This window comes from Pseudoalteromonas maricaloris (assembly GCF_024746855.1).
Classification (GTDB): Bacteria; Pseudomonadota; Gammaproteobacteria; order Enterobacterales; family Alteromonadaceae; genus Pseudoalteromonas; species Pseudoalteromonas maricaloris.
The window spans coordinates 1,046,284-1,068,676 of the sequence record NZ_CP024625.1 but is presented as its reverse complement, the minus strand read 5'-3'; the positions used below and the strand labels follow the sequence as shown (position 1 = coordinate 1,068,676).

The following is a 22,393-nucleotide window of genomic DNA, read 5'->3' as shown; positions in this document are numbered from 1 at the left end:
AAACCTAGCCGATTATTTGAAATATGCGAATTAAAATTGCGATAAGATTTACTCATAACTCGAGTGTTGATTAACGAATTATTTACCTATATGCTAATTTGGTTTTGTTCATAAAACACACAACAACATGTAAGGGATCAGTATGAAACCAACTTCTATATTACGATTGGCTTGGACGAGCGGTGCTCTCATCCTCGCAGGCCAAGTAAACGCCTACGACTGTAGTAATTTAAGCTCTTGGTCTGAACAACAAGTCTACAAACAAGGGGATATTACCCAGTCCCAAAACCAAGCATATGAAGCTAAGTGGTACAGTCAAAACGACAATCCAGCTGGCCACTCCGGTCCTTATGATGTCTGGCGGTCACTGGGAGCTTGTGCAACAGGGTCTGGTCAAGCACCGAGTGTCGTACTCACCAGCCCAAATAATGGCGCTGTGCTGGGCGAAAATGACAGCGCTGTTTTTTCCGCTAATGCCAATGATGTCGATGGTGATCTGGCTTATGTCGAATTCTTAGTAAATGGGCAAGTCATCGCAACGGACACTACCGCACCATTTCAAACCACTTGGAACGCAGTACTTGGCAAATACGATATCAGTGCAATTGCCACCGATGCCCAAGGGCTAACCGGAAGTTCGCAATCAGCACAGATCACAGTAAAACCGGGCGGAGAAAATTTACCACCGAACGTATCCATTGTAGCACCAGCCAGCGGTCAGCAGTTCTATCAAGGCGATATGGTAGGGATCAGCATCACAGCTGAAGATAGCGACGGTACTATTTCGGGAGTGGAAATTAGCGTGAACAACCAGCTTGTTGCGAACCTAACAACCCCTCCTTTTCAGTTCCAATTCCAAGCGGAGCAAGTTGGCGTAAACCAACTAAATGTAACAGCGATAGACAATCAAGGCTTGGTAAGTGAGGCAAACCTTGCCATCGATGTGCTAACAAAAGTGGGAGGTGGCTGCCTAGGCCTTAGAGCATATAGCGCTGGACAAAATTACCAGGCTGGTGAACTCGTCGCTCATAATAATCATAAATATCGCTGTGATATTGCAGGTTGGTGTAGCTCAAACGCGCAGTGGGCATATGAGCCAGGTGCAGGCCAGTATTGGAGCGATGCATGGAGCGATTTAGGGATCTGTGCAATCGCGCCAACCGTAACGTTCGAAAGCCCGTCCAATAATGGTACTGTTTTGGTCAATGCGCCCACCACTATCTCTGTCAGTGCTCAAGATACAGACGGCAGTATTGCTACACTGTCACTCTATGCCGGCAACACACTCCTTGCCACAGCCAATCAAGGAACGCTTAGTCACAGCTGGACACCGACAGCCCTCAATACGGTGAGTTTAAAAGCCATTGCCGTGGATAACGAAAGTAATCAAAGCGAACAAACAATTACAGTGAATGTGACAGATAAACCGATTGCCGTTGATTTACTCGCCCCCACTAGCGGCAGCCAAATTACCTTGGGTAATTCCACTCAATTGATTGCACAAGCATCCTCTTTTGTTGGACAAATCACTCAAGTACAGTTTTATGCTGATGGCGTGTTACTCAATACAGACACAACGCCACCCTACGAATATAGTTATGCACCGGCCTCAATCGGCACAAAAACACTTTATGCCACGGCCACCAACGACAATAATGATCAGGTGTCCAGTAGCGGCGTGACTGTTCAAGTCATCGACAAACCCATCGGTAAAAAGCACAAATTGATTGGCTATTGGCATAACTTTGTCAATCCAGCTGGTTGCCCAATTCCACTTGATCAGATGTCTACTGCTTGGGATATCATCGATATTGCCTTTGCTGAAAATGATAGAAACTCGAATGGTACAGTGCACTTCACGCCATTTGAAAAAGACATTCGCTCTAACTGCCCGCCTATCGACCCGGTAAAATTCAAATCCGACATGCAGGCACTACAAGCGCAAGGTAAAGTTTTTGTGCTAAGTCTTGGTGGTGCAGAAGGCACAATTACCCTTAATACGGATGCCGATGAAGCGGCATTTGTCAGTAGCCTCACCGATATTATTCAACAATGGGGATTTGACGGGCTAGATATCGATTTAGAGAGCGGCTCGAACCTTGTGCATGGCTCTCAGATCCAAGCTCGACTGCCAAGAGCATTAAAGCAAATTGAACAAAATATTGGTGGCAATATGGTACTTACCATGGCCCCTGAACATCCCTATGTGCATGGTGGCATGATTGCCTATTCAGGTATCTGGGGCGCTTATATTCCACTTATAAACGAGCTACGCGATACATTAGATTTACTTCACGTACAGCTATACAACAATGGCGGCCTACCTAACCCATATGAACCGGGAAGTGCTCCAGAGGGCTCAGTGAACATGATGGTTGCCCATGCAAAAATGTTGATTGAGGGATTTGATCTTGCTGATGGCACCCGCTTTGTGCCACTTAGGGATGACCAAGTAGCCATCGGTCTACCTTCTGGTCCACAGTCGGCAAATTCAGGCCAAGCGCCTATTGGCAATATCATCAATGCCTTAGATTGTTTAACCAAAGGTACAGGATGTGGCACTATTCAACCTAGCAAGACTTATCCGAACTTTGGTGGCGTGATGACATGGTCGATTAACTGGGATAAATACGACGGCTATAACTTCTCTCAACCCATTGGCGATAAATTAACGCAAATGAATCAAGGAAATTAAAACTACATTGGCCTGAGCTTGGTATGTACGTCAGACGTTATGCTGAGTTCAGGTTGATTAATCAATAAAATACAAAAAATAAAGGCAGGTACAGCCCAGCTCCTGCTTACTTGATTGCTAACAATTTTCAGTCGTGTAGTTGTCACACCTAGCGCTTGTACAAAGTGCCGTGGTGATTAAATCACACTCTTTAGTCGTGGTTTCACAACCAATCGTGCCAGGCCTCGTTGTATAACCACCTGCCACATTAGGCGTCGCAGCATAATCAAGTGTTTGGTTGTTTTTAGATAAAGACTTTAATTTTTTAACCGTTAATTTCATTGGTAATCCTTTTTTGTTCTATTGATAAATTCAGGAACTAGCTCGTAATAATTTAGTCCTGAACTTAAGTTGTATCACCTGAACAAAAAACACTCAACCCAATTAAAACAACAATTCAATTATACGCGTGTTATCACTGTATTTTTGCCAGAACCACACTGAATAACCCATAACTTAGGCTATGTAGTAATCAGCCAACGACACAAGCAAACAAGGCTGATAAACAGTCAACAGCTTTTTGCTTGGAAATAAACTATTTCTCCCCTACTATTAGAGCGTTACACGCAAATTCATAATGAATCCCAAGGTCGATATGAAATCTTTTCCATCGCTTTATTTAACAAATCTATTCTTAGTCGGTGGGACAGGCCTGCTGACCACTTACTTAGCGCTTTATTTAGGCCAGCACGGCGTCAGCACGTTTTGGATCGGCTTGCTTACCTCGTTTTATTACTTGGGTTTGTTGCTCGGTGCTAAATTAGGCTACCACCTGATCAAATCAGTTGGGCATATTCGCGCGTTTGCGGCAAGCACAGCTGCAGTGACGGCCTGCGTAGCGATACATGGGGTGAGTGACAATATCTATCTTTGGCTTGGACTACGACTTGTGGTGGGTCTGGGCATGATGTGTAACTTTATGGTGCTCGAAAGCTGGCTGAATGAACAAGCGGCACCTGAGCAACGAGGGAGGGTATTTTCTTTTTACATGCTCACCTCCTACCTCGGCATGGTAACAGGGCAGTTTGCACTGTCTAATTTTCCTGAGCTTGGCTATGCGCCGCTGTTTTTAATTGTTGTTGCCTTATCCTTTGGAATTATCCCCATTTCAACGACGAGGCGGATCCACCCTAAGCCACTTAAGCCTATTCAAGTCAGTCTGTTTACCTACTTCAAAAAAGTGCCTCAGTCTCTCACCGCGGTCTGTTTTGCCGGAGTAATTAATGGTAGTTTTTATGGCCTTGCCCCGACTTTTGCCAGCCAATCAGGATTTAATGCCGAAGAAATTGCCATGTATATGTCGGTAACGATTTTTGCAGGTTTGCTTGCACAGTGGCCAATGGGCATTATCTCTGACCGAGTTCGCAGAAGTATCTTACTACGCAGTAACGCTGTTTTTATCGGTTTGATTTCTCTTTGTATATTTTTGCTTCCGCTGAGCCCAAGCTACAGTCTTTGGCTGACTTTTGGCTTTGGGTTATTTGCATTTACCATGTATCCACTTTCTTCAGCACTAGCAAACTCCCGTGTTGATGATGAAGACCGTGTTGGCGTTTCTTCTGCGCTGCTGGTGGCGTTTGGGGGAGGTGCCTGTGTTGGCTCGGCCGCTATTGCACAGATCATGTCCCATTTTGGTCATCAAGCCCTATACGCTTCGTTAAGCGCACTAACCGTTGTTATGTTCTTACTCCTCCACTTTATCAACGCTAGACAAAAAGCCGAGCAGCCAGAGCCTAGCGACTATGTGGCTGCGACTTCTGATATTACCAGCTCACCGCTCGCTGCCACCATGGACCCGCGTATCGAGGAAAAAACAGCACATGAGCAGCTACTTGTCGTTGACGAAGACGAAGACGCGCCTCGCGATAACGACGATGAACTCGACGACAATGAGCAAAATAGTGAGCCAACCGAGGAGCTGGACGAAACGACTAACAAACCTTAGACATAGCCTGACTGATAAGCACTCGCCACCAAAGATTGCTTAATCAAGGTGTTATCAGCTATGTTTATAGGATGTAGCTGATGATTGATGAGTATTGTGATTTGCAAAACACTTGGATTGCCTTTGGTGGCGTTATGCTGCTCACGGCTTGTACCATAGCCAATAGCTGTGAGCTTGCTGTACTTGATGGTAGTGTCGTGCTCAGTTCCTCAAAGATACAGCCTAAATGTCGTTTTAAACAAGATCAAACCGGCCTGTTGTCTGCTGCGGCTAAGTTCACCTCAGCGCTAACCCATCAAACGCCAAATTCTAAAATAAAGCGGTTATCACAGGAGCAAGTTCAGCAATCATGCAACATCGACGCTACACAAGGCAGTTTGACTTGTACATTTAATGGTAAAAGCGACCACTTCACGCTGACTAACACCGTTAAACAGGGGAAAATCGCATCAATAAACTGGCAAGATGATGAATATGTTTACCTTGGCTGGATGACCAACACTGAGGTATTAATGGGCTATATTGCGTTTGGCGCGCTTAACAAGCACAGCGATCCCTTTTTCATTCCCGCCTCCCAGTTTTGCCAATATGGTCTAAGCTCGCATCTTATCGACCTTGGTAAGGGCGACTTATTGTGCCAAAACCACGAAGGACTTTGGTCTCATAGCCGTTTACTGCCCCTACCACAGCCCTGCCAACAACCACAACAAATGATCCAAGATAAAGGTGGGATTTGGGCGCTGGAGTTTATCGAAAGTAGCTATCAATGGCGGATCTGCAGATACAACGATAACGCAGGTAGCCTGTTAGCTGCATACAAATACAGCATAGACTTAAAGGCAACGCTGGCTCGGTATGACTTACAGCCCAGTGATTACACCCAACTTACTTTTTTATCCAATGGCGATACTAACGCTATCGCGAATGCGGTGGAAATAGATAACGTCTTTCCGGTCAGTGATATTACGCCAGAGCTTGACCCACAGACGATAGAGCTACCTATTCAGCAGCTACAATACAAACTGACTAAGCTAAATTAATCGCCACTTACTCTTGTGCTTCACGTAGCACCTGCGTTTGGCTATTTTGCTTTCTAAATTGGTTTGGTGTGGTTCCCGTAGCGATTTTAAATGCTCTAGTAAATGGTCCAACCGACGCAAAACCACTTTCCAGGCCAACGACAAGTACTGGCCAATGCTGTTTAGCGGGGTCTTGTAACAGCACTTTGGCATGCTCAACCCGCAACTCATTGACCAATTGGCTGAAATTTCGCGCTTGCAGGTTTTGTCGTATCACTCGACTTATCTTGTATTCAGGTTCATTAAATTGCTGAGCTAAGTCAGCAACTTTTAACCCTTCTTTGAGGAAGCCTTTTTGCTCGATAAGAAAGTGTTCCACCTGTTGCTGGAGCGCAATATCATCCTCGGTTTGTGTTGGTTCATTTGATTCGACGCACCTAACGGATGTACTTGTACGTTGAGATGAAAATCGCCAATACAGTAACACTTGCGCCGTCAATATAATGAGGATGGCTGCGCTTGTCACTGCCCATTCTTGAACCTCACGATTATCGGCAAAGCGATTTTCGATTAGTTTAGTGCCTGCGACGCAAATAAAATAAGCGGATAAAAATAGCACCCTTTGTGCTTTTTCTTGCCCTTGAGACTGCGAGAACCCTCTGCACCCTTCCCAAAATGCCAGCATGAGTACACTAGATGACAACAACAAGGTAAGCTCATACGCCGCAATGTTAAGCCACTCAACAAATCCGCGAGCGTTCATGTGTAATTGACTATCGATAAACAAATAGCCTTGTCGCCATATGACCAAGGCAGCAATGGCGATTGCAAACACAACATGCCTTTTTAAAATGGCCTGTTTTTCTCTAAATAGTGCCCTAGCAAGCAACCAAAACCCATTACAGGTCACACAAGCCCCCATGCCAATTAAATACTGATATCCATTTAAGGAGTCCTGAGTCAGCTTTTTGGTCGTGGCCAATGCTATCGAGCCGCACACTAAAGCAAAGAGTAAATGTGCTGCTTTTTTCTCTTTTACAAAAAGCTGAGTAACAACCAAAGTGCAACATAGGCTAAGCAAAAGTAGGTAATAATTTTCAATAGTCATGGTGATTGAAGGAATATTGGTAGACACAAAAACTCTAACAGCCACACCAAAAGCATTCAAATTAACTTTGTAAGTAAACTTAACACCACCATTTTTTAAATTCGGCCTACTTTCTTTGCTTTGATTTTCAAAATCAAAGCGACGAGATAGCAAAATCTTGTCATTTTATATATCAAGTTCATTGATTTATAAGGATAAGTATTTTGTCTTCCTTCAATCTAACCAAAACAACTGGGCTTTTCTTTAGTCCCTTTAGCGTATTGAATGGTGCCGTAAAGAGCTGGATATGTATCGCACTGCTCGGGCAATGGATGTTTGCTGTTTATATCTTAGGCCTATATGCCATCCCGCTTATCGTGGAACTCACAGAGCAAAGTGCAGCGGTTTCACCGGCGAGCGGACACACAAAAGATGCCAAGGTGTTTTTTAGCCATGTCTTACCCGCTGTGATTTTGGCCACCAACGGCTTATTACAGCTTATTCCTGCGGTGCGAAAACGCTTTCCACGCTTTCACCGCTACAACGGACGCGTATTTTTTATTCTCGGTATTTCGGGCGCACTCACAGGCTTATATCTCACTTGGGTAACCGGTCTTAGGCTAAGCGATATTGGTGCCATTGGAATAACACTCAACGGTATGTTAATTCCCATTGCGATATTTTTTGCTTGGCGCACTGCCATACAAAAAAATATCGCCGCACATCAACGTTATGCCGTACATAGTTTTTTCTTGGTTAATGGGGTGTGGACGTTTCGTCTTTATTTGTTTGGTTGGTACATGGTCAACCAAGGCTTCAATGGCAATACCGCAACCTTAGATGGCCCTACCGATATATTTATTTCGTTTGCCTGCTATCTGCTACCAATGGCACTCGCAGAACTCTACTTTTGGGCAAAACGCCAAACCAAAGCCAGCGCACCGGTGTGGATAATCGCGGTGATGATGAGCTTAGGTTTTGTGATCACCGCGATTGGCGTTTGCGCGGCCGCTGTCATGATGTGGTGGCCACGCATTTCAGCCGTCTTTTTTAGTTAAATTACAGTTTAATCAGCTAGGAGTAGAAACATGCTTTCAGTCACAGCGAACAAAATCAACAAAGGCCTAATTACATCGGCAATCTTACTCGTGATATTAACGCTGATGTGGCAACATTTAAACGGCGGCATAGTCAGTCACCACTTACTTCACAGAGCAGATTTTCCGGCAGTATCTAACGCATGGGGCATTATCATAATTCCCGTATTAGCTTGGCTTACTGCACTGCGGCTCCATAAAGCAATTGGCACAGAGGGCATTAAAAAAACAGCACCCGTGGTTATTCCTACTGGGTTTTTGGTCGCATTCTTTGTGATGTTACTCTTTAGCTTGTTGCAATCAGCCCTTTGGGAGTTCGGTTATCAAAGCCTCACCATGTATACAGCCCTAGGACTTTTGATAGCTGGACTATTTTATCCAATCTACCGCGCAGAATGTATATTGGGACACGTGGTCGGTGCTAGTTTTACCTTTGGTTATGTTATTCCTCTAATTGGCATTTTAGTGATGGCAATCGTTTCAGTGTTTTCTCTTTTTTGCTTAAAACCTATCTTTTCTAAACTACTTAATAAGGCACAAACACCAATAAGAATGGAGTGATAGTGACCTTAGAAGGCTCAAGACAAAACAAATAATTCCTAAGCGCTGCTATATAACTCGTTCCTTGTCGTTTTGACTCGTGTTAAATTAGCGATGATTTTTAAGCAAGGAACGAGCGGTTATGCAAACTAGGTTAGTTACTCACATTGTTATCGTGGCTATTTTTACATTACTGTCAATTGGTAGCGCTGTTGCTAATAAATCAGTAAATTCGAACTCGACACTGCAGCTTTCATCCGCTTATTTTTCGCAAAAAAGAACGGTTCATATCGTCCTGCCACCAAGCTATGAACAAGGCAATACAAGCTATCCAGTGTTATATCTGACTGATGGTCAGAGCAATCTTGAACATACCGCTTCAGCGGCTCGCTTCTTGGCACAACAACATAAAATACCTGAACTTATCATTGTTGCCATCGAAACCAACGAACACCGCACTCGAGATCTGACTCCACCTTATCGCAAAGGCAGCCTTGCGGTACTGGGACATTTTGCAGGTCCAACACGGCAACAAAATCCAGGCGGTGCAGAAATGCTACTGCAATTTATCGACAAAGAACTCATCCCTTACGTAGACAAGCATTATCGAACATCAGGCTATCGCGCGTTAGCAGGACACTCATTCGGTGGGCTGTTTGCAACCTATGCGCTACTTGAAAAACCCGATTTATTTAATGGTGTGATGTTGGCAAGTCCAAGCCTTTGGTGGGATAAAGAGCGATTATTAAATGACTTACTGGCAAAAGCGTTAATCAACAAGTGTATCTACATCAGCATGGCAGACGAAAACGCAATCATAACGCAGCCTTTTCAACGTCTTAATGATGCTTGGCGAAAGCCAAATGGAATTGACTTCAAAGCACAGCATTTTGGTGGCGAAACCCATACGAGCGTCGTCTACCCGAGCTATTATCATGGTCTGCAGCACCTATTTAACCATTATCAGCCATCCTTGAAGGTAGCGGCCGCCGGTGTCACTCAGCTGGAAAATCATGTCGCCATCGCTAAGTCACTATATGGACTTAAGGCTTACCCCTACAGCGCGCTGACTTCGCTCGGGAATGCCGCCCTATTCGAACGTAACTTCACTGCGGCCATCAACCTATTTAGCTTTGTGAGCCAGCACAACTCAGAATCCCTCAATGCACTGCAGCAATTGGCCACGGCTTATCAGCAAAAAGGAGATAAGCCATCACTATTAAAGACCTACCAAGCCATGCTTAAGTTTGAAGGGCTAAGTGAAAGCGAACAAAAACATTTGCTCTCTGAAATCAAAGCATTGCAACACTTACATTAACTGATTTTTTCTAAAGTGATGATATTCACTCAACGCAAGTGGCACGGAAACCTAAGAGAGAGAGTAGATATCGCTTCATAAACTTCCTGTCATTGTTTTTATTATTTCATACTTTTGAATACTGTTTACTTCATCCTACTGTATATTTTTTAGAAACTAAATCGCAATCGCTATTATATCAGGCAGCTAAACATAACATCATGAAAATACTAAAATTTACGTCAAACCTAAATGCAAGATTATGTTTTAAAAAATAAATTATCACTGTAATGTGGTGTAATGGATAAAATTAGAATCTACCCTACCCTTACGCTGCGCAACAAATTTGCAACCAATCAAGTTCATTTTTTTTACTTGCGCAAATCATGTATCTGCATCAGCAGTACAGCCAGATACTTCTTACACCATTTGAACAATATCTTGTCGCAGCCGTAAGGTTTCCCGATTAGATAATGCAAATGGTATCTTTTGACATGGAGTTCACGATGATGAAAATCTTAGTATCTGCCATTGTATTGGCAACCACAATGTCGAGTTTCAATTCGCTCGCTGCGCCTGAATCTTATGGCGTGCTTTTTTTAGATCGCAGTAGTTCAATGAACACGTTGCGCCCAGATGGACAAAGCCGATGTTCATTCTCAAAACAACAAGCAGTGCAAAAAGTATCAAAATTCTTTTTAGATGCCACAATTAATGGCCAACTGCTAAATGTGAAAACCTTTGCTAGTGGCGGTCAAATTCAATCCCTAACTAACGGGTTTGTCGGTTTCAATGCGGCAATGATGGCACTCTATCAACTAGATCCAGAAGGGTGCTCAGGGCTAACGGCTCTTGCACAAGCTATGTGTGATGGCGCTGATGAGTTGAGAGTAAACTACTCAACGGAAGCCGCTAATGGCGCACTGTTAAGAGTGTATGGATCTACTGATGGCGGCGAAAATGACAGCCCAGTCTCTAGCTGTGGCGGCTCAAATTGGCAAACGAGCGTAACCTCTAAATACCTGTTTGAGCTACCACCAGTGCAATTCAATGCCACAATCTATACAGGCACAGTGCAAAATATTCTGGCTAATAAAGATAAGATGTATGTATTAGATGTTTCATCTGCATCTCAGTCGGTATCTAGTACCCCTACATTTCAGTTTCTTAAACAGCTGAGTATTGACACTGGCGGTACTTACGAGGAGATCAGCGACTCAGATGGCGGCGACCCAGGCGACTGGTAATTCACCAAATACAAAACTATATAAAGGTCGATAAGGCCTTTTTTCTATTCGTCGTTGAGAAAATACAGAATGTTGTTTTTACACATTATTTAAAATAAAAAAACAATTAAATTACACAAAGCGCAAATACCTAAGGATCTTCAACTACACTCTTCGTGGGCATTTGCCCTGTGCAAGTTAAAAGGAGATTGTAATGAAGATTAATGGCAAACAACCGAACTTTCTAATCATTACCACCGATGAAGAGCGTTTCCCTCCGCCTTACGAAAATTCACAAGCAAAAGAGTATCGACTCAAGCACAGTGCGTGCATGGCAGAAATGCGCCGCTGTGGCATGGAATTTATGAATCATAATGCAGCAGCGACGGCATGCGCACCAAGTAGAACATCCATTTACACGGGACAATATCCATCACTACACGGTGTGAGCCAAACACCTGGAATTGGCAAGTCGTCATTTGATCAAAACATGTTCTGGCTGGCTCCCAATACCGTGCCAACCATGGGCTCTTGGTTTCGCGAAGCAGGTTATCAAACCTATTATCGTGGTAAGTGGCACCTCTCCGATGAGGATATTATCGTGCCGGGGAGTCAGCAAGCGCTGTATAGTAACTCTGCAACCGGAGAGCCTTACCCAGCAAAACAAGCTCTCTATGAGCGCGCAGAGCGTCTAGATAAGTTTGGTTTTAGTCAATGGATAGGTCCTGAACCTCATGGCGCAGCAGAGAACAATTCAGGCACATCTCGAGATCCGGGATTTGCCAATCAAGTTTGTGAAACCCTTAAACAACTTGAAGAAAAGGCACAAAACGGCGACCAAACACCATTTTTACTGGTTTCTTCATTCGTAAACCCTCATGACATTGTATTAATGGGACAAAAAGATTGGTTTTCCAACTTTTATGCTGAAAAAGAAGCCGGTAACCTTCCAAGTGTTGCGCCAGCCCCAAGTCAAACTGAAAGCTTAATGGACAAGCCTAGATGCCAAAAAGACTATCAGCTTATGTACCCGCATATGTATCTACCACAACCACCAGATGAAACCTATCGACAGTTTTATTACTACCTAATCGCAGAAGTGAATAAGCATATAGAACAGGTAGTTAACGCATTAAAGCAATCATCTTTTTATGAAAATACTATTGTCGTTTTTACCTCAGATCATGGTGAGCTACTGGGTGCTCACGGCGGTCTACATCAAAAATGGTACACCGCGTATCAAGAAGTATTAAACGTGCCGTTTATTATTTCTAATCCTGTGCTTTTCAATCAACCTAAGCAGCTTGATATCACCACATCGCACATCGACTTACTGCCTACCCTGCTTGGTCTAGCAGATATAGATATTGAGCAAACTCGTACTCAGCTTGCTAAAGATCACAGTGAGGCACAGCCACTCGTTGGCAGAAACCTAGCCAACGTCATTTTAGGTGAAGCGTCGCCCAAAGAAGAAGCCATTTACTTTATGACCGATGACAACATCGAAGTTGGCAGTGATATGACGAATATGCTTACCGGTAAAGCTTACAATAGTATTATCCAACCGAACCATATTGAAGCCGTAATAACGCAACTACCGGATATCAGCGGTGACACGAAATGGAAGTTTGTGCGTTATTTTGATAACGCTAGATTCTATGAGCAAGACCCGAACCAAGTTGATCTTGGTGGTAACGATGAGCCTACCACGCAAGCGTCTGTGAGTAATGTCGTTGGCGTCGGCAACCCAGACGGAATAACAACCACTCAGTTCATTCCCAGTGAATACGAGTGTTATAACTTGAGTGAAGATCCGACGGAAGAGAACAACCTGTTAAGCCCGTTTTGCGAAACGCCATTGGATGCGCGGATTTTAAAAGCGCTACAATTTACGCTACGAGAGCAGCGTAAAGCCAAACGTTTATTACCACAAAACCTCAATGAAGCACCGCAAAAGCAAGTCAACCAGCAAGTGCCGATTAGAAGGTAATCGAAAAGCTCTGCAAGTAGCCCTGAAATATGCGGGCTACTTGCGATATAGATATTTATACTTTTTTAAACACTGCCAGCAACTGACTTAGCACCGCCGCAATAATGACACCAATCACCGCCCCCAAGCCAAGCTTGGCGATAATATTCAAAAGCCAGCTTATTGCAGGGATCAGCTTTTCAATAGCGTGAACAATTTCTTCGAGTAAGTGGAACTGGTGAGCTAAAATATCAACGCCAACTAAAAGCATTGCCAGCACACCGGCGACCGACAAAAACTTCATCAGACCGTTGGCAAAATAAAGCAGCCCCTTACCCACCCCACGTTTTATCGCCGCAAGTGTAGTCTTACTTGCGTCCTTAATCATGGCTAAACCAATATCATCAAGCTTAACAATCAAGGCCACAATCCCGTAGACCCCGACTGTCAGTGCAAGCCCAATTAACGAAAGGACTATTGCTTGCTTTTCAAAAGGCTGATCAGCAATCGCACCCAGCGCAATAATGATAATTTCCGCCGACAGAACAAAGTCGGTAACAATAGCGCCCTTGATTTTGTCTTTTTCAAACTCGACCAAGTCAACACGCTCATCCTCAAGCGCTTTGACAAACTCATCGGTTTCTTGCTGTTGCTCCTGACGGTGAAAAATAGCGTGGAGAATTTTTTCGCCGCCCTCGAACAGCAAATACAGCGCCCCTAAAATTAGCATAATGGGGATCATAAACGGCGCAAAGTAACTGCAAGCCAAAGCAACGGGCACCAAAATAAACTTGTTCAGCAAGGAGCCTTTAAACACCTTCCATACCACTGCAAGCTCCCGATCTGGTTTGATCCCGCCCGATAGTTGCTCTGCGTTGACGGCAAGATCGTCTCCTAACACCGGAGCGGTTTTCGTTGCGGCTAATTTTGTTAGCGCAGCGACATCATCGAGCAAGGCAAGTAAGTTTGCGGATGGCATAGCACACTCCTTTCGTTTAAGTTATTCATCAGGTGCGGTTGTCAAATTACTGCTTACGTTAGCAACAGACCCTAATACACAATATTTTTATCATAGGCCAAACATGATATTGCAGGCATGACCGCTTCAAGACAACTTAAATGTTGCTTTAATTCTCTCGGCTCGGTAATTTTTTTATACCGGATCCAAGGGATCAAAGGCATAGTGTCGTCCAGCTCAGCTGTTAGGTAGGCCTCATACCCTTTAATCCACTCATTCAACAAACCAAATGCATACGCATAAGGTAACAATGCTTCGTACTCTGCTTTTTCGACCCCTTCAGCGAAGCAGTGCTGACTCTTAAGTTTAATGTATTGATAAAATTGCTGAGACTGCAATACCCAAGCTTTAAATTGCTTGGAGGGCCCGATAAATGAAAAGAAAGCCGCAATAAAACCCAGATAAAAGAAGTGAAAAACCACACTGGTACCATTCACCAGCTCATCATCACCATCAACACACATCCATAATATGAATAAATAGGTAGGAATATAAATTAACGCGCGTACAAGCCACATTTCTCGGCTCTTTTTATCTTCGCTGCGATGTTCTATAAACATCTCTACAATAAGCACCGCAATTAATAATATTGAAGTGCACAATAAAACTACAATTAAACTACCCGCAAACACTTGCCACCCATTGCCAGCACCAACTCCAATCACAACAAAAGAAGCACTTAACCAAAGTAAAATAGGCACAATAAAAGCAAGAAAGTTTACATTATGCTGAGCTTTCCCCACTTCGGCATTATTCACATAATGACATATTATTTCTGTGAAAGACGTTCTCCCCTCGTTTCCTTTGTTAATAACAAAGCGGTTTTTTATTACTCGTTTTCGCTTGCGTTTTCCACTCGAGCTTTGAACGTCTTGCTGTTGATAAAAGTAACGTTGCAGTTTACCGCTTAACCCAACCGCCTCTGGCTGGCTCGGCGCTTCAGGATTTATCTGAATTTGATCCAGCTTTTTTGGCTCAACATTACTAAATTCATCATTGTTTTTACCCCGTTCGCTAATCGTTAACTGTTTCGCCACTGCAAGCTTTAGCACCTCAGCTAATGCGTCTTTTGCTGTTAGCATGCGTTCGATATTTGCAGCAACCAACTCTCTCACCAAGCAAATCGGTAAGTCTGGTGGTTGAGTTGAACAAGGATGCGCATCGGCAAGTTTTGGCAATGCGTGGAGGCGCTTACGCGTTTGCCACACAGCCAATGCAAATAACATTAAAAACGGCAAAGCAATAAATAACACTCTAAACGGATACCAAATTTTGCGGTAAAGAAAATTATCCTTAAACACACCTTTTTCAAACGCGAGGGCGATTTCTCCCTGCGCTTTATCTACTATCTCAGATTGGCTCTCGAATAGGAGCTGATTGCGTCCATCAACCACCCCATCGCGTATCAAAAACGCATCATTTTTTAGGTGATCGACAAACAATTGGTGCTCCTTCAGCGTCGCAGTTTGAGGATAGAGAATGGAGACGGTAAGCTTTTTTATTTTAAGATTAACATTCGGAAAGAGTGCATAAGTCAATTCATCCAATGCCGGATAAAATCGCATACGGTTTTTTGATTGATATCGCACTTCAAATTGCTGAGCTTGTCCTTGCTTTGGAAGCTGCTCTTTGCTTATGACAAGCGTGACTGCACTTCTATCGTAGTTATACTTCAGTGCATAACGCACTTCTTGCTCGTCGATTTTTACTGAGTCAATGCTGATATCGCTCAGATAGTGTGTACCATCTGGATACCTCACATCCAGCTCAATTGTTTGCGCGAGCCCCTGCCAATCGAAGTTTCCCCCTTGCAATATGCCTTGCTGAGTAACTTGAAGTGCACCAGTTTTATTAATATCGAGCTTAACTTGTAGCTGAGAGAAGTGAGGATCTGCTACCGACGCATCTTTAAATCTCAAATAAGCCTGAGAAGGAACGCTCACAACCAATAAAATGATTGCCAGCAATACACCATAAAGCATGGTAAACCAACAGCGTTTAGTCATCGTTCAAATCCTTTGAATGCAAAGCGCTAAGTCTATGTAACTCAGCTCAATTTGCGCAGCAGACTAAAGCAAACAAGGTCTAATTTCAACACTAAAGTTACCGTTGAAGACGCCGCCTTTGCCGATTAGACCTTGATAATATTTGCACATCACCGGTTGAATTTTTGGTTATATACGCTCCCTTTGCTGTAACGAACAACCGTCTTAACGCATGCTAATTGACACCGAAATAGCGCAATGATCGCTGAGCATTTTCTCTTCAGACATATCCGCAAAAAAGTGTACGCTGGGGTCGAATTTCACCGTGTTTGCAAGTTTGTTGCTCAGCAATATATGGTCAATCGGCACAGGGTAACGTGGGTGACAACCTGTCAGTGTTTTAGTTGCGTTTACCAAAGGTGCAGAGGCGCTATTTTGATGCTTGGTTAATTGCTGCCAAAATTGATTGTCGCCATGGCTTAAACGATGATTAAAGTCGCCCAACACAATGGTGTTGCTATTTGCGTGTTTCTCCAACCAAGATTTAAGTACTGGTAACTGATCTGCCAGCAATCGACAGGCCTTTTTATCCGAAGTCGAGTAGTTATCAACAAAACAGCCACTTTTAAGGTGAACATTAAGCACTGAAAGCTCACCAAACTGAGTATCTAAGGTCACAACTAGACCATGTCTTAATCCTTCAACATCCACGCTAAGTTCGCTCACGTTATCCACTTTGCTTGGGACTAGGTTATTTCTAATCGCAAACGCGGTTTTCTGCTGTGTAGACAGATTGCCACTTCCTCTACAGTCGTACGTCGTGCTATTAGCTCGACTTGAAATCAGTAATTGCCATTCACTACTTGGAAAGACCTGCTCTAATGCCTTAACCGATGCAACTTCCTGCAGCGCAATAACGTCTGCATTAAGCCCTTTTGCATAATCACGCAGTGCGCTTATCTCCTGCTCGTCACGAGGTCTACATCCTGCGCTCGATGGATATGCTAAATGCTCCATGTTCCAAGTCGCGATTTTAAGCGATGCGGCCGTTGCTTGGCCGCTTACCACGGAGTTACCGATATTTGAAGGCTCCGATTGGCACCCCAAAAGCGAGAGACTAAAAATAGCGCTAAATGCAAATGCAGTTAATTTTGTTGTCATAATGAATCCAATCTAGGCGATAAAATCTAACGTCAGTAGCAATCGTTTTTCCCCTATTACTACCGCAGGTGAGCGATGCACTAAGCCACGGCCTTCATTACCGTCCCAACGCTCACCTTTTAATAATGCCACATCCCCACAGGCAAGCTGTATTGCGTCTGCTTCCGAGGCCACAGTCAGTTTGTTGTCATCCCTTGATACATGCTGGTTTCTAAGCCACTCACTGCCCGCGCCTACTAGTGTTGTCACCAGTCGTACAGGTACTTTATCAACATGAAATTTCGGGCACATTGCAGTCTTGAGCATTTTTAACCGAAAACCAACGACGCGAAGTTCAAATAAGCAGCTAAACATATCTACTATTTCAATAATATGCGCCACCATCGCATCGCTAAAATTCAGCCGCTTTAACGGCTCACTAACTTCGCAAGTGATATTGCTAGTCGCAATTTGTAGCGCTAATTCTAGCTCTTTTGCTGTTTCTAAGTAGCGACCAAACTCTGCTTTCAAAGCAGGTGATAATGCATGTTGCCAAATCACAATATTGGTGTCGGGCTCATAAATCTTGGTTAACACGGTAGCGTGTTCTGACTGCTGATGATGCACTGAGTCCACCTCAAGCAACGGCTCTATGGCCATAAGGCTATTCATAGTAACTCCAAATAAGGTTTTATTTAGTGAAAATTGCGACGCAGCGCATAGTTTCGAAGATGAGCGCAGGAGATGAGCATAGAGCCAAGCACTGTGAACAAGGTTTCTCCGCGTTGTTCACCTAAAATAGTTGCTAGCACCAAGAATGTGCAGCCCACTAACCCCAAGCCCACGACAAGACCTGACTTATGCCGCAAATAGCCAAATCCAAGGGCCAATACGCTAATGGGTAGCACGGCTATGAGTAACCATTCGTGAAAAGCTTCATCAGAGAGCGCTAGTAAACCCGCAAAGGGAGGAAGTACAAATAATAAAAAAGGTAATATTAAACAATGGACTAAGCACAGCATAGATAACCCAATTGCTGCCTTGTCTCCAAACGACTGTACTTTTGCGTTCACGCTTTCTCCTTCGCCATGGATGCACCAAGTTGATACAATATAACATACCAATCAAAAAAGAGTAAAACGTTAAAGTCGTACAACAACAAGAGTGTTCGATACAAAGCCATGAATACAAAAGTAGCGTGTATTTAAAGCATCTAGAGAGTCAATCTCTGCTTGTTGTGATTTTTACGGTGTTGTAGCAAATAAACGCAAAAGCACTTTGGAAGGTATTTATAAAAAAGAATGCACTGAATTACAATTCACAGGTTTGAGATTCCGAACAAACCTATGAATTGATGAGCAATCGCTGACTATGGGGAAAGGTTATGCGTTACACCCCATCGTTTCACACTCTGGATATGCAGACGGACAATGCGTTGTCCCACAAAAATAAAAGTCTGTATAACCTCGATTATAACCACCAGCAATTTGCAAAGTAACATTTTTAGCTATTTGGCTATTATCTTTATTGAGTACTTTCATGTTCCTTTTCTTAAGGCTCAGTTTCATTTTATTTCCTTGATAATCATTGTTTAAAGTTTCCAAAATGGAAACTAGCTAATGACTATACTGGCAGCAGAGAAACAAAAAATCAACATATAGAAGCTTACGCATAACTTCCTAACCAATGCCTTGCTCAAAGGCACTCTTTTAACCATGATGCCTTCGTATACGCTTAATTAAACCGGATTTATCGAATTCCAATGAGACAATGTTGGTTTTATTGTATTCAATGATTTTGTCTAGATGCGCTGGCTTTACCTTACCAGACTCCGTCATTTTGATAAAAATGACATTTGAGCCAGTCATAACCTCTTTGATAGTAATACTACTGTTAATGACTTCATCTTTAAGCTTTCCGATCATATCTTGCCGGAGTTTTGATTTATCGGTATAAGTGAAATTGTATTTAACGTGTTCGTCAATAAAGCTGTCTGACAACAAAGATAAATAATTTTCAATATCCTCAATCTTACTACTCGGTTGCTGGCGCGCATTTTTAGCTTGGACAAACGCCTTACCCTTTTCAATTAATTGTTCAGGTGTAAATTCGTTCCCAGCTACACTTGAAAACGATACAGCAATCAACATTAATGCAAAGCTTAGTTTTTGCATATCACTCTCTTTTGTATGCCTAACACGTTAAGCTGCGGCAGCGAAGCAGTCCGGCAGCCTTGACTTATTATGTGCGATGTAAGTAATTGTTAAGCTCCTCGACTAACTCAAGTGCTTCATTTTTTGTTAGATAAGGGACCTTTATAGTTCTAGCCCAAAAGAAACTTTTACCTGTTTTTGAGCTAACTTCTGAAAAAGGCATAGCCAACAGTTTGTTATCTTTCCGGTTCGGAATAGGAGTCAAAAACTCTACATCTCGATACAAAGTTTCACTGTCTGGAGCTTTAACCTCTCCTTTTACTTTTGCTGCAGCTATTAAGCCACACCATTTGTGCGAGAAGAAAACAATATCTCCTACATGAACATGGTGAACAAACCTCTTCGCATCACCATATGCCTCAAGACGGCTATTATCCATCATCGACCAAATGGAATTCTCATCCCAACTACGATTTGTATCAAATAATACACCTTTTACATCACTTGGATTCTTGTGCTTATCATATGGAAGCGCAAAGAATTCAAAGTACTTTTCTCCAGCAAGTTCATAAACTCGATATGGTAGGAAATCAATAGATATACCATTTTTCTTCCAGTAATCGATGGAAGATACTAATGATTCATCGGCTGCACTACCGATAACTAATAGGTGTTGTTTATTATTTATTTCTTTTGGATCTAATTCATGCTCAAGACTAAAAGCCTCTCTGTGAGCTTCAACTAGCGACATTTCGTTTTTGCTATATTCTTTGAACTTTTGTTCTAACTTTTGGTAGCTCCATTGACCAGCGTCTTGCGCATATCTTAGTGCTTGATGGACGGCATCTTTCCCAACTGATGCACGCTTTAATTCAAATATAACTAATTCACCATTTTCATTAAGTGCATATATATCAGCTTCCGCTTGCCATTGTCTTTCCTGAAACACAGGCATCAATCTAGCATCTTCAAACAACACATCTAAGATGCTATTTGCAATTAAGTTTTCTAGATCTTTCTCAAGTTTTCCAAAACTAGAAAAGTCTTTGAACTCTACAGGCTCTAACTTTTCAAAAGCTTCGGCTTGTTCTTCTATTTTGTAGAGCATCTCTGCATTCCTTTGAGTACCTAATAGCTCATTAGCGTGAATTTTTGAATATCTCACTTATCAACAAGTAAAAAACAACAACATTCAAGCTAACTTTATTTATTATTTTTAGTAACCTACCAGTCAAACATTGTCATTTCAACATGCAAATCGCCTGCAACAGGCTAGCTGTGAATTATCCAAGCCATTGATTGGCTCGCTAAGAACAAATCGCACCTAGCTAACGTATTAAAAGCGCTCAATTTTAAATGGCACATACGAGATATTCGAGAGTTTTTACATCTCGTTATTTATTTTGCGCTTCTAGACTTTGGCGCAACCTGTATGGTTAGTGGTATCAAAGGAAGCGATTATAAAAACTTACTAAGAGCGGCGATGGAGCAAAGCTATACCGCCATTAAACAAGTCGCGTGCAGCATGGGCTATTTCGACACCTATATGACACCAGAGTGTTAGGGCGCGGTTATCTAACTGTTTTTACTTACAATGACTCTTTGTCGATTACCACATGCTTTTTAGCACGCCATCTTTTCTTATAAAGTGATGGTAAAGCGCCGCCCCGATATGAACTGCAAGTACTGCAATCAGTAGCAATACCGCTAAACCATGCCCTTCGCGAAACACGGCAAAGTACTCGATGTGAGGCACCATCGCGGCTGGAATGGTGAATAAGTCGAGCACCACAATTGGTCGCGCAGCATAATACTGCATCAACAGGCCGCTAGTCGGTATGATTAACATCAATACGTAAAGCAGCCAGTGGCTGCATTTGGCCAGTTTGACCTGTATTTTCGACATCCTAGATGGCAAGCTGGGTGTAGGTGACTTTATTCTAATAAGAAAGCGCAATAAAAGTAGCAAAAGTGCCAGTATACCAAATGATTTATGTAACCCCAGTAAAGTAAGCTGCCAAGGTTCAAGCGCACGTACCATCGTAAGGCCAGCAAAAATCATAGCAAAGATAAGTAATGCCATAGACCAGTGAAGCACTCTCATCGCAAGATTAAATCGTGTTGTTTGATCAGTCATTCACTGTCTCCTCAAGTGCGCCCATCAATTGCTCCTTAGCCCTACGGCGATAGGACTCTGCATAGGCAGCAGAGCGCGCTCTTAGAATTGGATCTTCGGTTGCAATAACACCGCTAGGTAATATCAAGGGATCAAAATTGAGCGCATGGCAGTTACCCGATAGTTGCGGTTGCCAATGCGTTATGAAGATCTCTCCAGCATCTACCTTTGCGCGGTTACTGGGCCAAAGTTTGGCTGGATTATTTTCATCATCTTCTTGCTTGGCAAATATAAACTGCCAATTGAAGCGTACAGCTCCTTTCTCTAATCGAGTTGCAAATTCTTGCTGTAGCGCGTCTTTGCCAGTGTAAGGATTTTTACTTTCTTCATCTAATGGCAGCATTTTCCAGCGAATAGCCTGACGCTGCGCTTTTTCATCAACCAAATAAAACGCATTAATACTATGATAAGTCTCAAGGGCAAAGCTCGGGCTTGGCGTGTAACTCGCTTTCCATGCCAAAAAATCCGCACTCTCTGGATGCTTAGCAAAAAAGTCTTTTACTGCCTCTTTGCCCTGCTTCAGAGCAACAATTTGCTGATAAAAATCATGCGGATTTGTTACCGCCATCACTGGAGGCGTATTCATCGCAATATTCCAACGCTCAGCACCGGTTACGAAGCTCAGCGCGAAACTCCTTACCGGTGCAGTCAACTCAGCAGCGTGCGGATTATTTCCAGCAATGGACAATCGGCCAATAAATGGATGCGTACCGGCTTTAAAAACTGTTGCGTTTGAGTACTGAGATAGCCGTCCATTCGATTTAAATTCTCCTGACACACAAATCCCTTTTGCATGTGCTCTACGAAACCCAGGGAAGTGGTTTTGCCCTTGTTGCAAATCGACAAATTGCTGGGCGGTGATTTGCTCGGTTTGCGCTTGTGTTAATGGTGAAAGTAACAACGCAACAGCAAGACTCGCAAAATAAAACCCCTTTTCTAACAAGGATACAGATGTGTATTTCACAAAACAGCTCCTAAGTTAAGCCAGTTTGCCGAATTAGTGACTT

At 43.1% G+C, this 22,393-nt stretch carries 21 protein-coding genes; 9 read left to right on the top strand and 12 right to left on the bottom strand.

Annotation, left to right across the window (positions count from 1 at the left end):
- The first annotated feature begins 142 nt into the window (after window positions 1–142).
- A complete protein-coding gene (locus CTT31_RS04520) occupies window positions 143–2,695 on the top strand; it encodes an Ig-like domain-containing protein (protein WP_260492065.1) in 2,553 nt (850 codons plus the stop codon).
- Window positions 2,696–2,812: 117 nt separating this feature from the next.
- Here CTT31_RS04520 and CTT31_RS04515 read toward each other — a convergent pair whose 3' ends face one another.
- Entirely contained in the window at window positions 2,813–3,016 is a 204-nt protein-coding gene (locus CTT31_RS04515; protein ID WP_211859402.1) for a hypothetical protein, read from the bottom strand.
- 313 nt (window positions 3,017–3,329) lie between these two features.
- Between CTT31_RS04515 and CTT31_RS04510 the strand changes: the two genes are divergently transcribed.
- Both CTT31_RS04510 and CTT31_RS04505 read left to right on the top strand, forming a co-directional pair.
- Window positions 3,330–4,679: an MFS transporter gene (locus CTT31_RS04510; protein WP_260492064.1), complete on the top strand. Its 1,350-nt coding sequence runs from the start codon at window positions 3,330–3,332 to the stop codon at window positions 4,677–4,679.
- 80 nt (window positions 4,680–4,759) lie between these two features.
- Window positions 4,760–5,719, top strand: coding sequence for a hypothetical protein (locus tag CTT31_RS04505; RefSeq protein ID WP_260492063.1), 960 nt, complete (start codon window positions 4,760–4,762; stop codon window positions 5,717–5,719).
- A 7-nt stretch (window positions 5,720–5,726) separates the two neighbouring features.
- On the opposite strand, the gene CTT31_RS04500 is transcribed toward CTT31_RS04505, so the two are convergent.
- Window positions 5,727–6,833 carry a helix-turn-helix domain-containing protein gene (locus tag CTT31_RS04500; RefSeq protein WP_249122463.1) on the bottom strand — a complete coding sequence of 369 codons (1,107 nt, stop codon included), beginning with the start codon at window positions 6,831–6,833 and terminating at the stop codon, window positions 5,727–5,729.
- Between the two features lie 176 nt (window positions 6,834–7,009).
- Here CTT31_RS04500 and CTT31_RS04495 point away from each other — a divergent pair, with 176 nt between their 5' ends.
- From CTT31_RS04495 to CTT31_RS04475, 5 genes are all read left to right on the top strand, one after another.
- Window positions 7,010–7,843, top strand: a complete 834-nt coding sequence (locus tag CTT31_RS04495; RefSeq protein ID WP_260492062.1) for a DUF2306 domain-containing protein — start codon at window positions 7,010–7,012, stop codon at window positions 7,841–7,843.
- A 30-nt stretch (window positions 7,844–7,873) separates the two neighbouring features.
- Complete coding sequence (locus tag CTT31_RS04490; RefSeq protein ID WP_260492061.1) at window positions 7,874–8,443, top strand: hypothetical protein; 570 nt, start codon at window positions 7,874–7,876, stop codon at window positions 8,441–8,443.
- Between the two features lie 121 nt (window positions 8,444–8,564).
- Window positions 8,565–9,740 carry an alpha/beta hydrolase-fold protein gene (locus tag CTT31_RS04485; RefSeq protein ID WP_260492060.1) on the top strand — a complete coding sequence of 392 codons (1,176 nt, stop codon included), beginning with the start codon at window positions 8,565–8,567 and terminating at the stop codon, window positions 9,738–9,740.
- 485 nt (window positions 9,741–10,225) lie between these two features.
- Entirely contained in the window at window positions 10,226–10,966 is a 741-nt protein-coding gene (locus CTT31_RS04480; RefSeq protein ID WP_260492059.1) for a VWA domain-containing protein, read from the top strand.
- 193 nt (window positions 10,967–11,159) lie between these two features.
- Window positions 11,160–12,935: a sulfatase-like hydrolase/transferase gene (locus CTT31_RS04475; RefSeq protein ID WP_260492058.1), complete on the top strand. Its 1,776-nt coding sequence runs from the start codon at window positions 11,160–11,162 to the stop codon at window positions 12,933–12,935.
- A gap of 55 nt (window positions 12,936–12,990) precedes the next feature.
- Here CTT31_RS04475 and CTT31_RS04470 read toward each other — a convergent pair whose 3' ends face one another.
- From CTT31_RS04470 to CTT31_RS04435, 8 genes are all read right to left on the bottom strand, one after another.
- Window positions 12,991–13,893, bottom strand: a complete 903-nt coding sequence (locus CTT31_RS04470) for a DUF808 domain-containing protein (RefSeq protein ID WP_260492057.1) — start codon at window positions 13,891–13,893, stop codon at window positions 12,991–12,993.
- 71 nt (window positions 13,894–13,964) lie between these two features.
- Window positions 13,965–15,938: a DUF2207 domain-containing protein gene (locus CTT31_RS04465; RefSeq protein WP_260492056.1), complete on the bottom strand. Its 1,974-nt coding sequence runs from the start codon at window positions 15,936–15,938 to the stop codon at window positions 13,965–13,967.
- Window positions 15,939–16,142: 204 nt separating this feature from the next.
- On the bottom strand, window positions 16,143–17,078 hold the full coding sequence (locus CTT31_RS04460) for an endonuclease/exonuclease/phosphatase family protein (protein WP_260492055.1): 936 nt from the start codon (window positions 17,076–17,078) through the stop codon (window positions 16,143–16,145).
- A 12-nt stretch (window positions 17,079–17,090) separates the two neighbouring features.
- The gene (locus CTT31_RS04455; protein ID WP_017217834.1) at window positions 17,091–17,729 is read right to left on the bottom strand and encodes a DUF1826 domain-containing protein; all 639 of its coding nucleotides are present in this window, start codon (window positions 17,727–17,729) and stop codon (window positions 17,091–17,093) included.
- Window positions 17,730–17,752: 23 nt separating this feature from the next.
- A complete protein-coding gene (locus CTT31_RS04450; protein WP_017217835.1) occupies window positions 17,753–18,130 on the bottom strand; it encodes a MerC domain-containing protein in 378 nt (125 codons plus the stop codon).
- Window positions 18,131–18,439: 309 nt separating this feature from the next.
- Complete coding sequence (locus CTT31_RS04445; protein WP_017217836.1) at window positions 18,440–18,625, bottom strand: hypothetical protein; 186 nt, start codon at window positions 18,623–18,625, stop codon at window positions 18,440–18,442.
- Window positions 18,626–18,766: 141 nt separating this feature from the next.
- A complete protein-coding gene (locus CTT31_RS04440) occupies window positions 18,767–19,231 on the bottom strand; it encodes a hypothetical protein (RefSeq protein ID WP_017217837.1) in 465 nt (154 codons plus the stop codon).
- A 67-nt stretch (window positions 19,232–19,298) separates the two neighbouring features.
- The gene (locus CTT31_RS04435; RefSeq protein ID WP_017217838.1) at window positions 19,299–20,318 is read right to left on the bottom strand and encodes a PDDEXK family nuclease; all 1,020 of its coding nucleotides are present in this window, start codon (window positions 20,316–20,318) and stop codon (window positions 19,299–19,301) included.
- A 324-nt stretch (window positions 20,319–20,642) separates the two neighbouring features.
- Between CTT31_RS04435 and CTT31_RS04430 the strand changes: the two genes are divergently transcribed.
- Window positions 20,643–20,774 (top strand): hypothetical protein, encoded by a 132-nt coding sequence (locus CTT31_RS04430; RefSeq protein WP_017217839.1) that lies wholly within the window; start codon window positions 20,643–20,645, stop codon window positions 20,772–20,774.
- 45 nt (window positions 20,775–20,819) lie between these two features.
- On the opposite strand, the gene CTT31_RS04425 is transcribed toward CTT31_RS04430, so the two are convergent.
- The gene (locus CTT31_RS04425; RefSeq protein ID WP_017217840.1) at window positions 20,820–21,347 is read right to left on the bottom strand and encodes a cytochrome b; all 528 of its coding nucleotides are present in this window, start codon (window positions 21,345–21,347) and stop codon (window positions 20,820–20,822) included.
- Window positions 21,340–22,350: a catalase family peroxidase gene (locus CTT31_RS04420; RefSeq protein ID WP_017217841.1), complete on the bottom strand. Its 1,011-nt coding sequence runs from the start codon at window positions 22,348–22,350 to the stop codon at window positions 21,340–21,342. Before CTT31_RS04420 ends, CTT31_RS04425 begins: the two co-directional genes overlap by 8 nt.
- Window positions 22,351–22,393: the final 43 nt, after the last annotated feature.

Bases quoted from the DNA above. Each gene is read 5' to 3' on its own strand.
- CTT31_RS04520 (WP_260492065.1), top strand. From the start codon at position 143: ATGAAACCAACTTCTATATTACGATTGGCTTGGACGAGCGGTGCTCTC.
- CTT31_RS04515 (WP_211859402.1), bottom strand. From the start codon at position 3,016: ATGAAATTAACGGTTAAAAAATTAAAGTCTTTATCTAAAAACAACCAA.
- CTT31_RS04510 (WP_260492064.1), top strand. From the start codon at position 3,330: ATGAAATCTTTTCCATCGCTTTATTTAACAAATCTATTCTTAGTCGGT.
- CTT31_RS04505 (WP_260492063.1), top strand. From the start codon at position 4,760: ATGATTGATGAGTATTGTGATTTGCAAAACACTTGGATTGCCTTTGGT.
- CTT31_RS04490 (WP_260492061.1), top strand. From the start codon at position 7,874: ATGCTTTCAGTCACAGCGAACAAAATCAACAAAGGCCTAATTACATCG.
- CTT31_RS04485 (WP_260492060.1), top strand. From the start codon at position 8,565: ATGCAAACTAGGTTAGTTACTCACATTGTTATCGTGGCTATTTTTACA.
- CTT31_RS04480 (WP_260492059.1), top strand. From the start codon at position 10,226: ATGATGAAAATCTTAGTATCTGCCATTGTATTGGCAACCACAATGTCG.
- CTT31_RS04475 (WP_260492058.1), top strand. From the start codon at position 11,160: ATGAAGATTAATGGCAAACAACCGAACTTTCTAATCATTACCACCGAT.
- CTT31_RS04470 (WP_260492057.1), bottom strand. From the start codon at position 13,893: ATGCCATCCGCAAACTTACTTGCCTTGCTCGATGATGTCGCTGCGCTA.
- CTT31_RS04465 (WP_260492056.1), bottom strand. From the start codon at position 15,938: ATGACTAAACGCTGTTGGTTTACCATGCTTTATGGTGTATTGCTGGCA.
- CTT31_RS04460 (WP_260492055.1), bottom strand. From the start codon at position 17,078: ATGACAACAAAATTAACTGCATTTGCATTTAGCGCTATTTTTAGTCTC.
- CTT31_RS04455 (WP_017217834.1), bottom strand. From the start codon at position 17,729: ATGAATAGCCTTATGGCCATAGAGCCGTTGCTTGAGGTGGACTCAGTG.
- CTT31_RS04445 (WP_017217836.1), bottom strand. From the start codon at position 18,625: ATGAAACTGAGCCTTAAGAAAAGGAACATGAAAGTACTCAATAAAGAT.
- CTT31_RS04440 (WP_017217837.1), bottom strand. From the start codon at position 19,231: ATGCAAAAACTAAGCTTTGCATTAATGTTGATTGCTGTATCGTTTTCA.
- CTT31_RS04435 (WP_017217838.1), bottom strand. From the start codon at position 20,318: ATGCTCTACAAAATAGAAGAACAAGCCGAAGCTTTTGAAAAGTTAGAG.
- CTT31_RS04430 (WP_017217839.1), top strand. From the start codon at position 20,643: ATGGTTAGTGGTATCAAAGGAAGCGATTATAAAAACTTACTAAGAGCG.
- CTT31_RS04425 (WP_017217840.1), bottom strand. From the start codon at position 21,347: ATGACTGATCAAACAACACGATTTAATCTTGCGATGAGAGTGCTTCAC.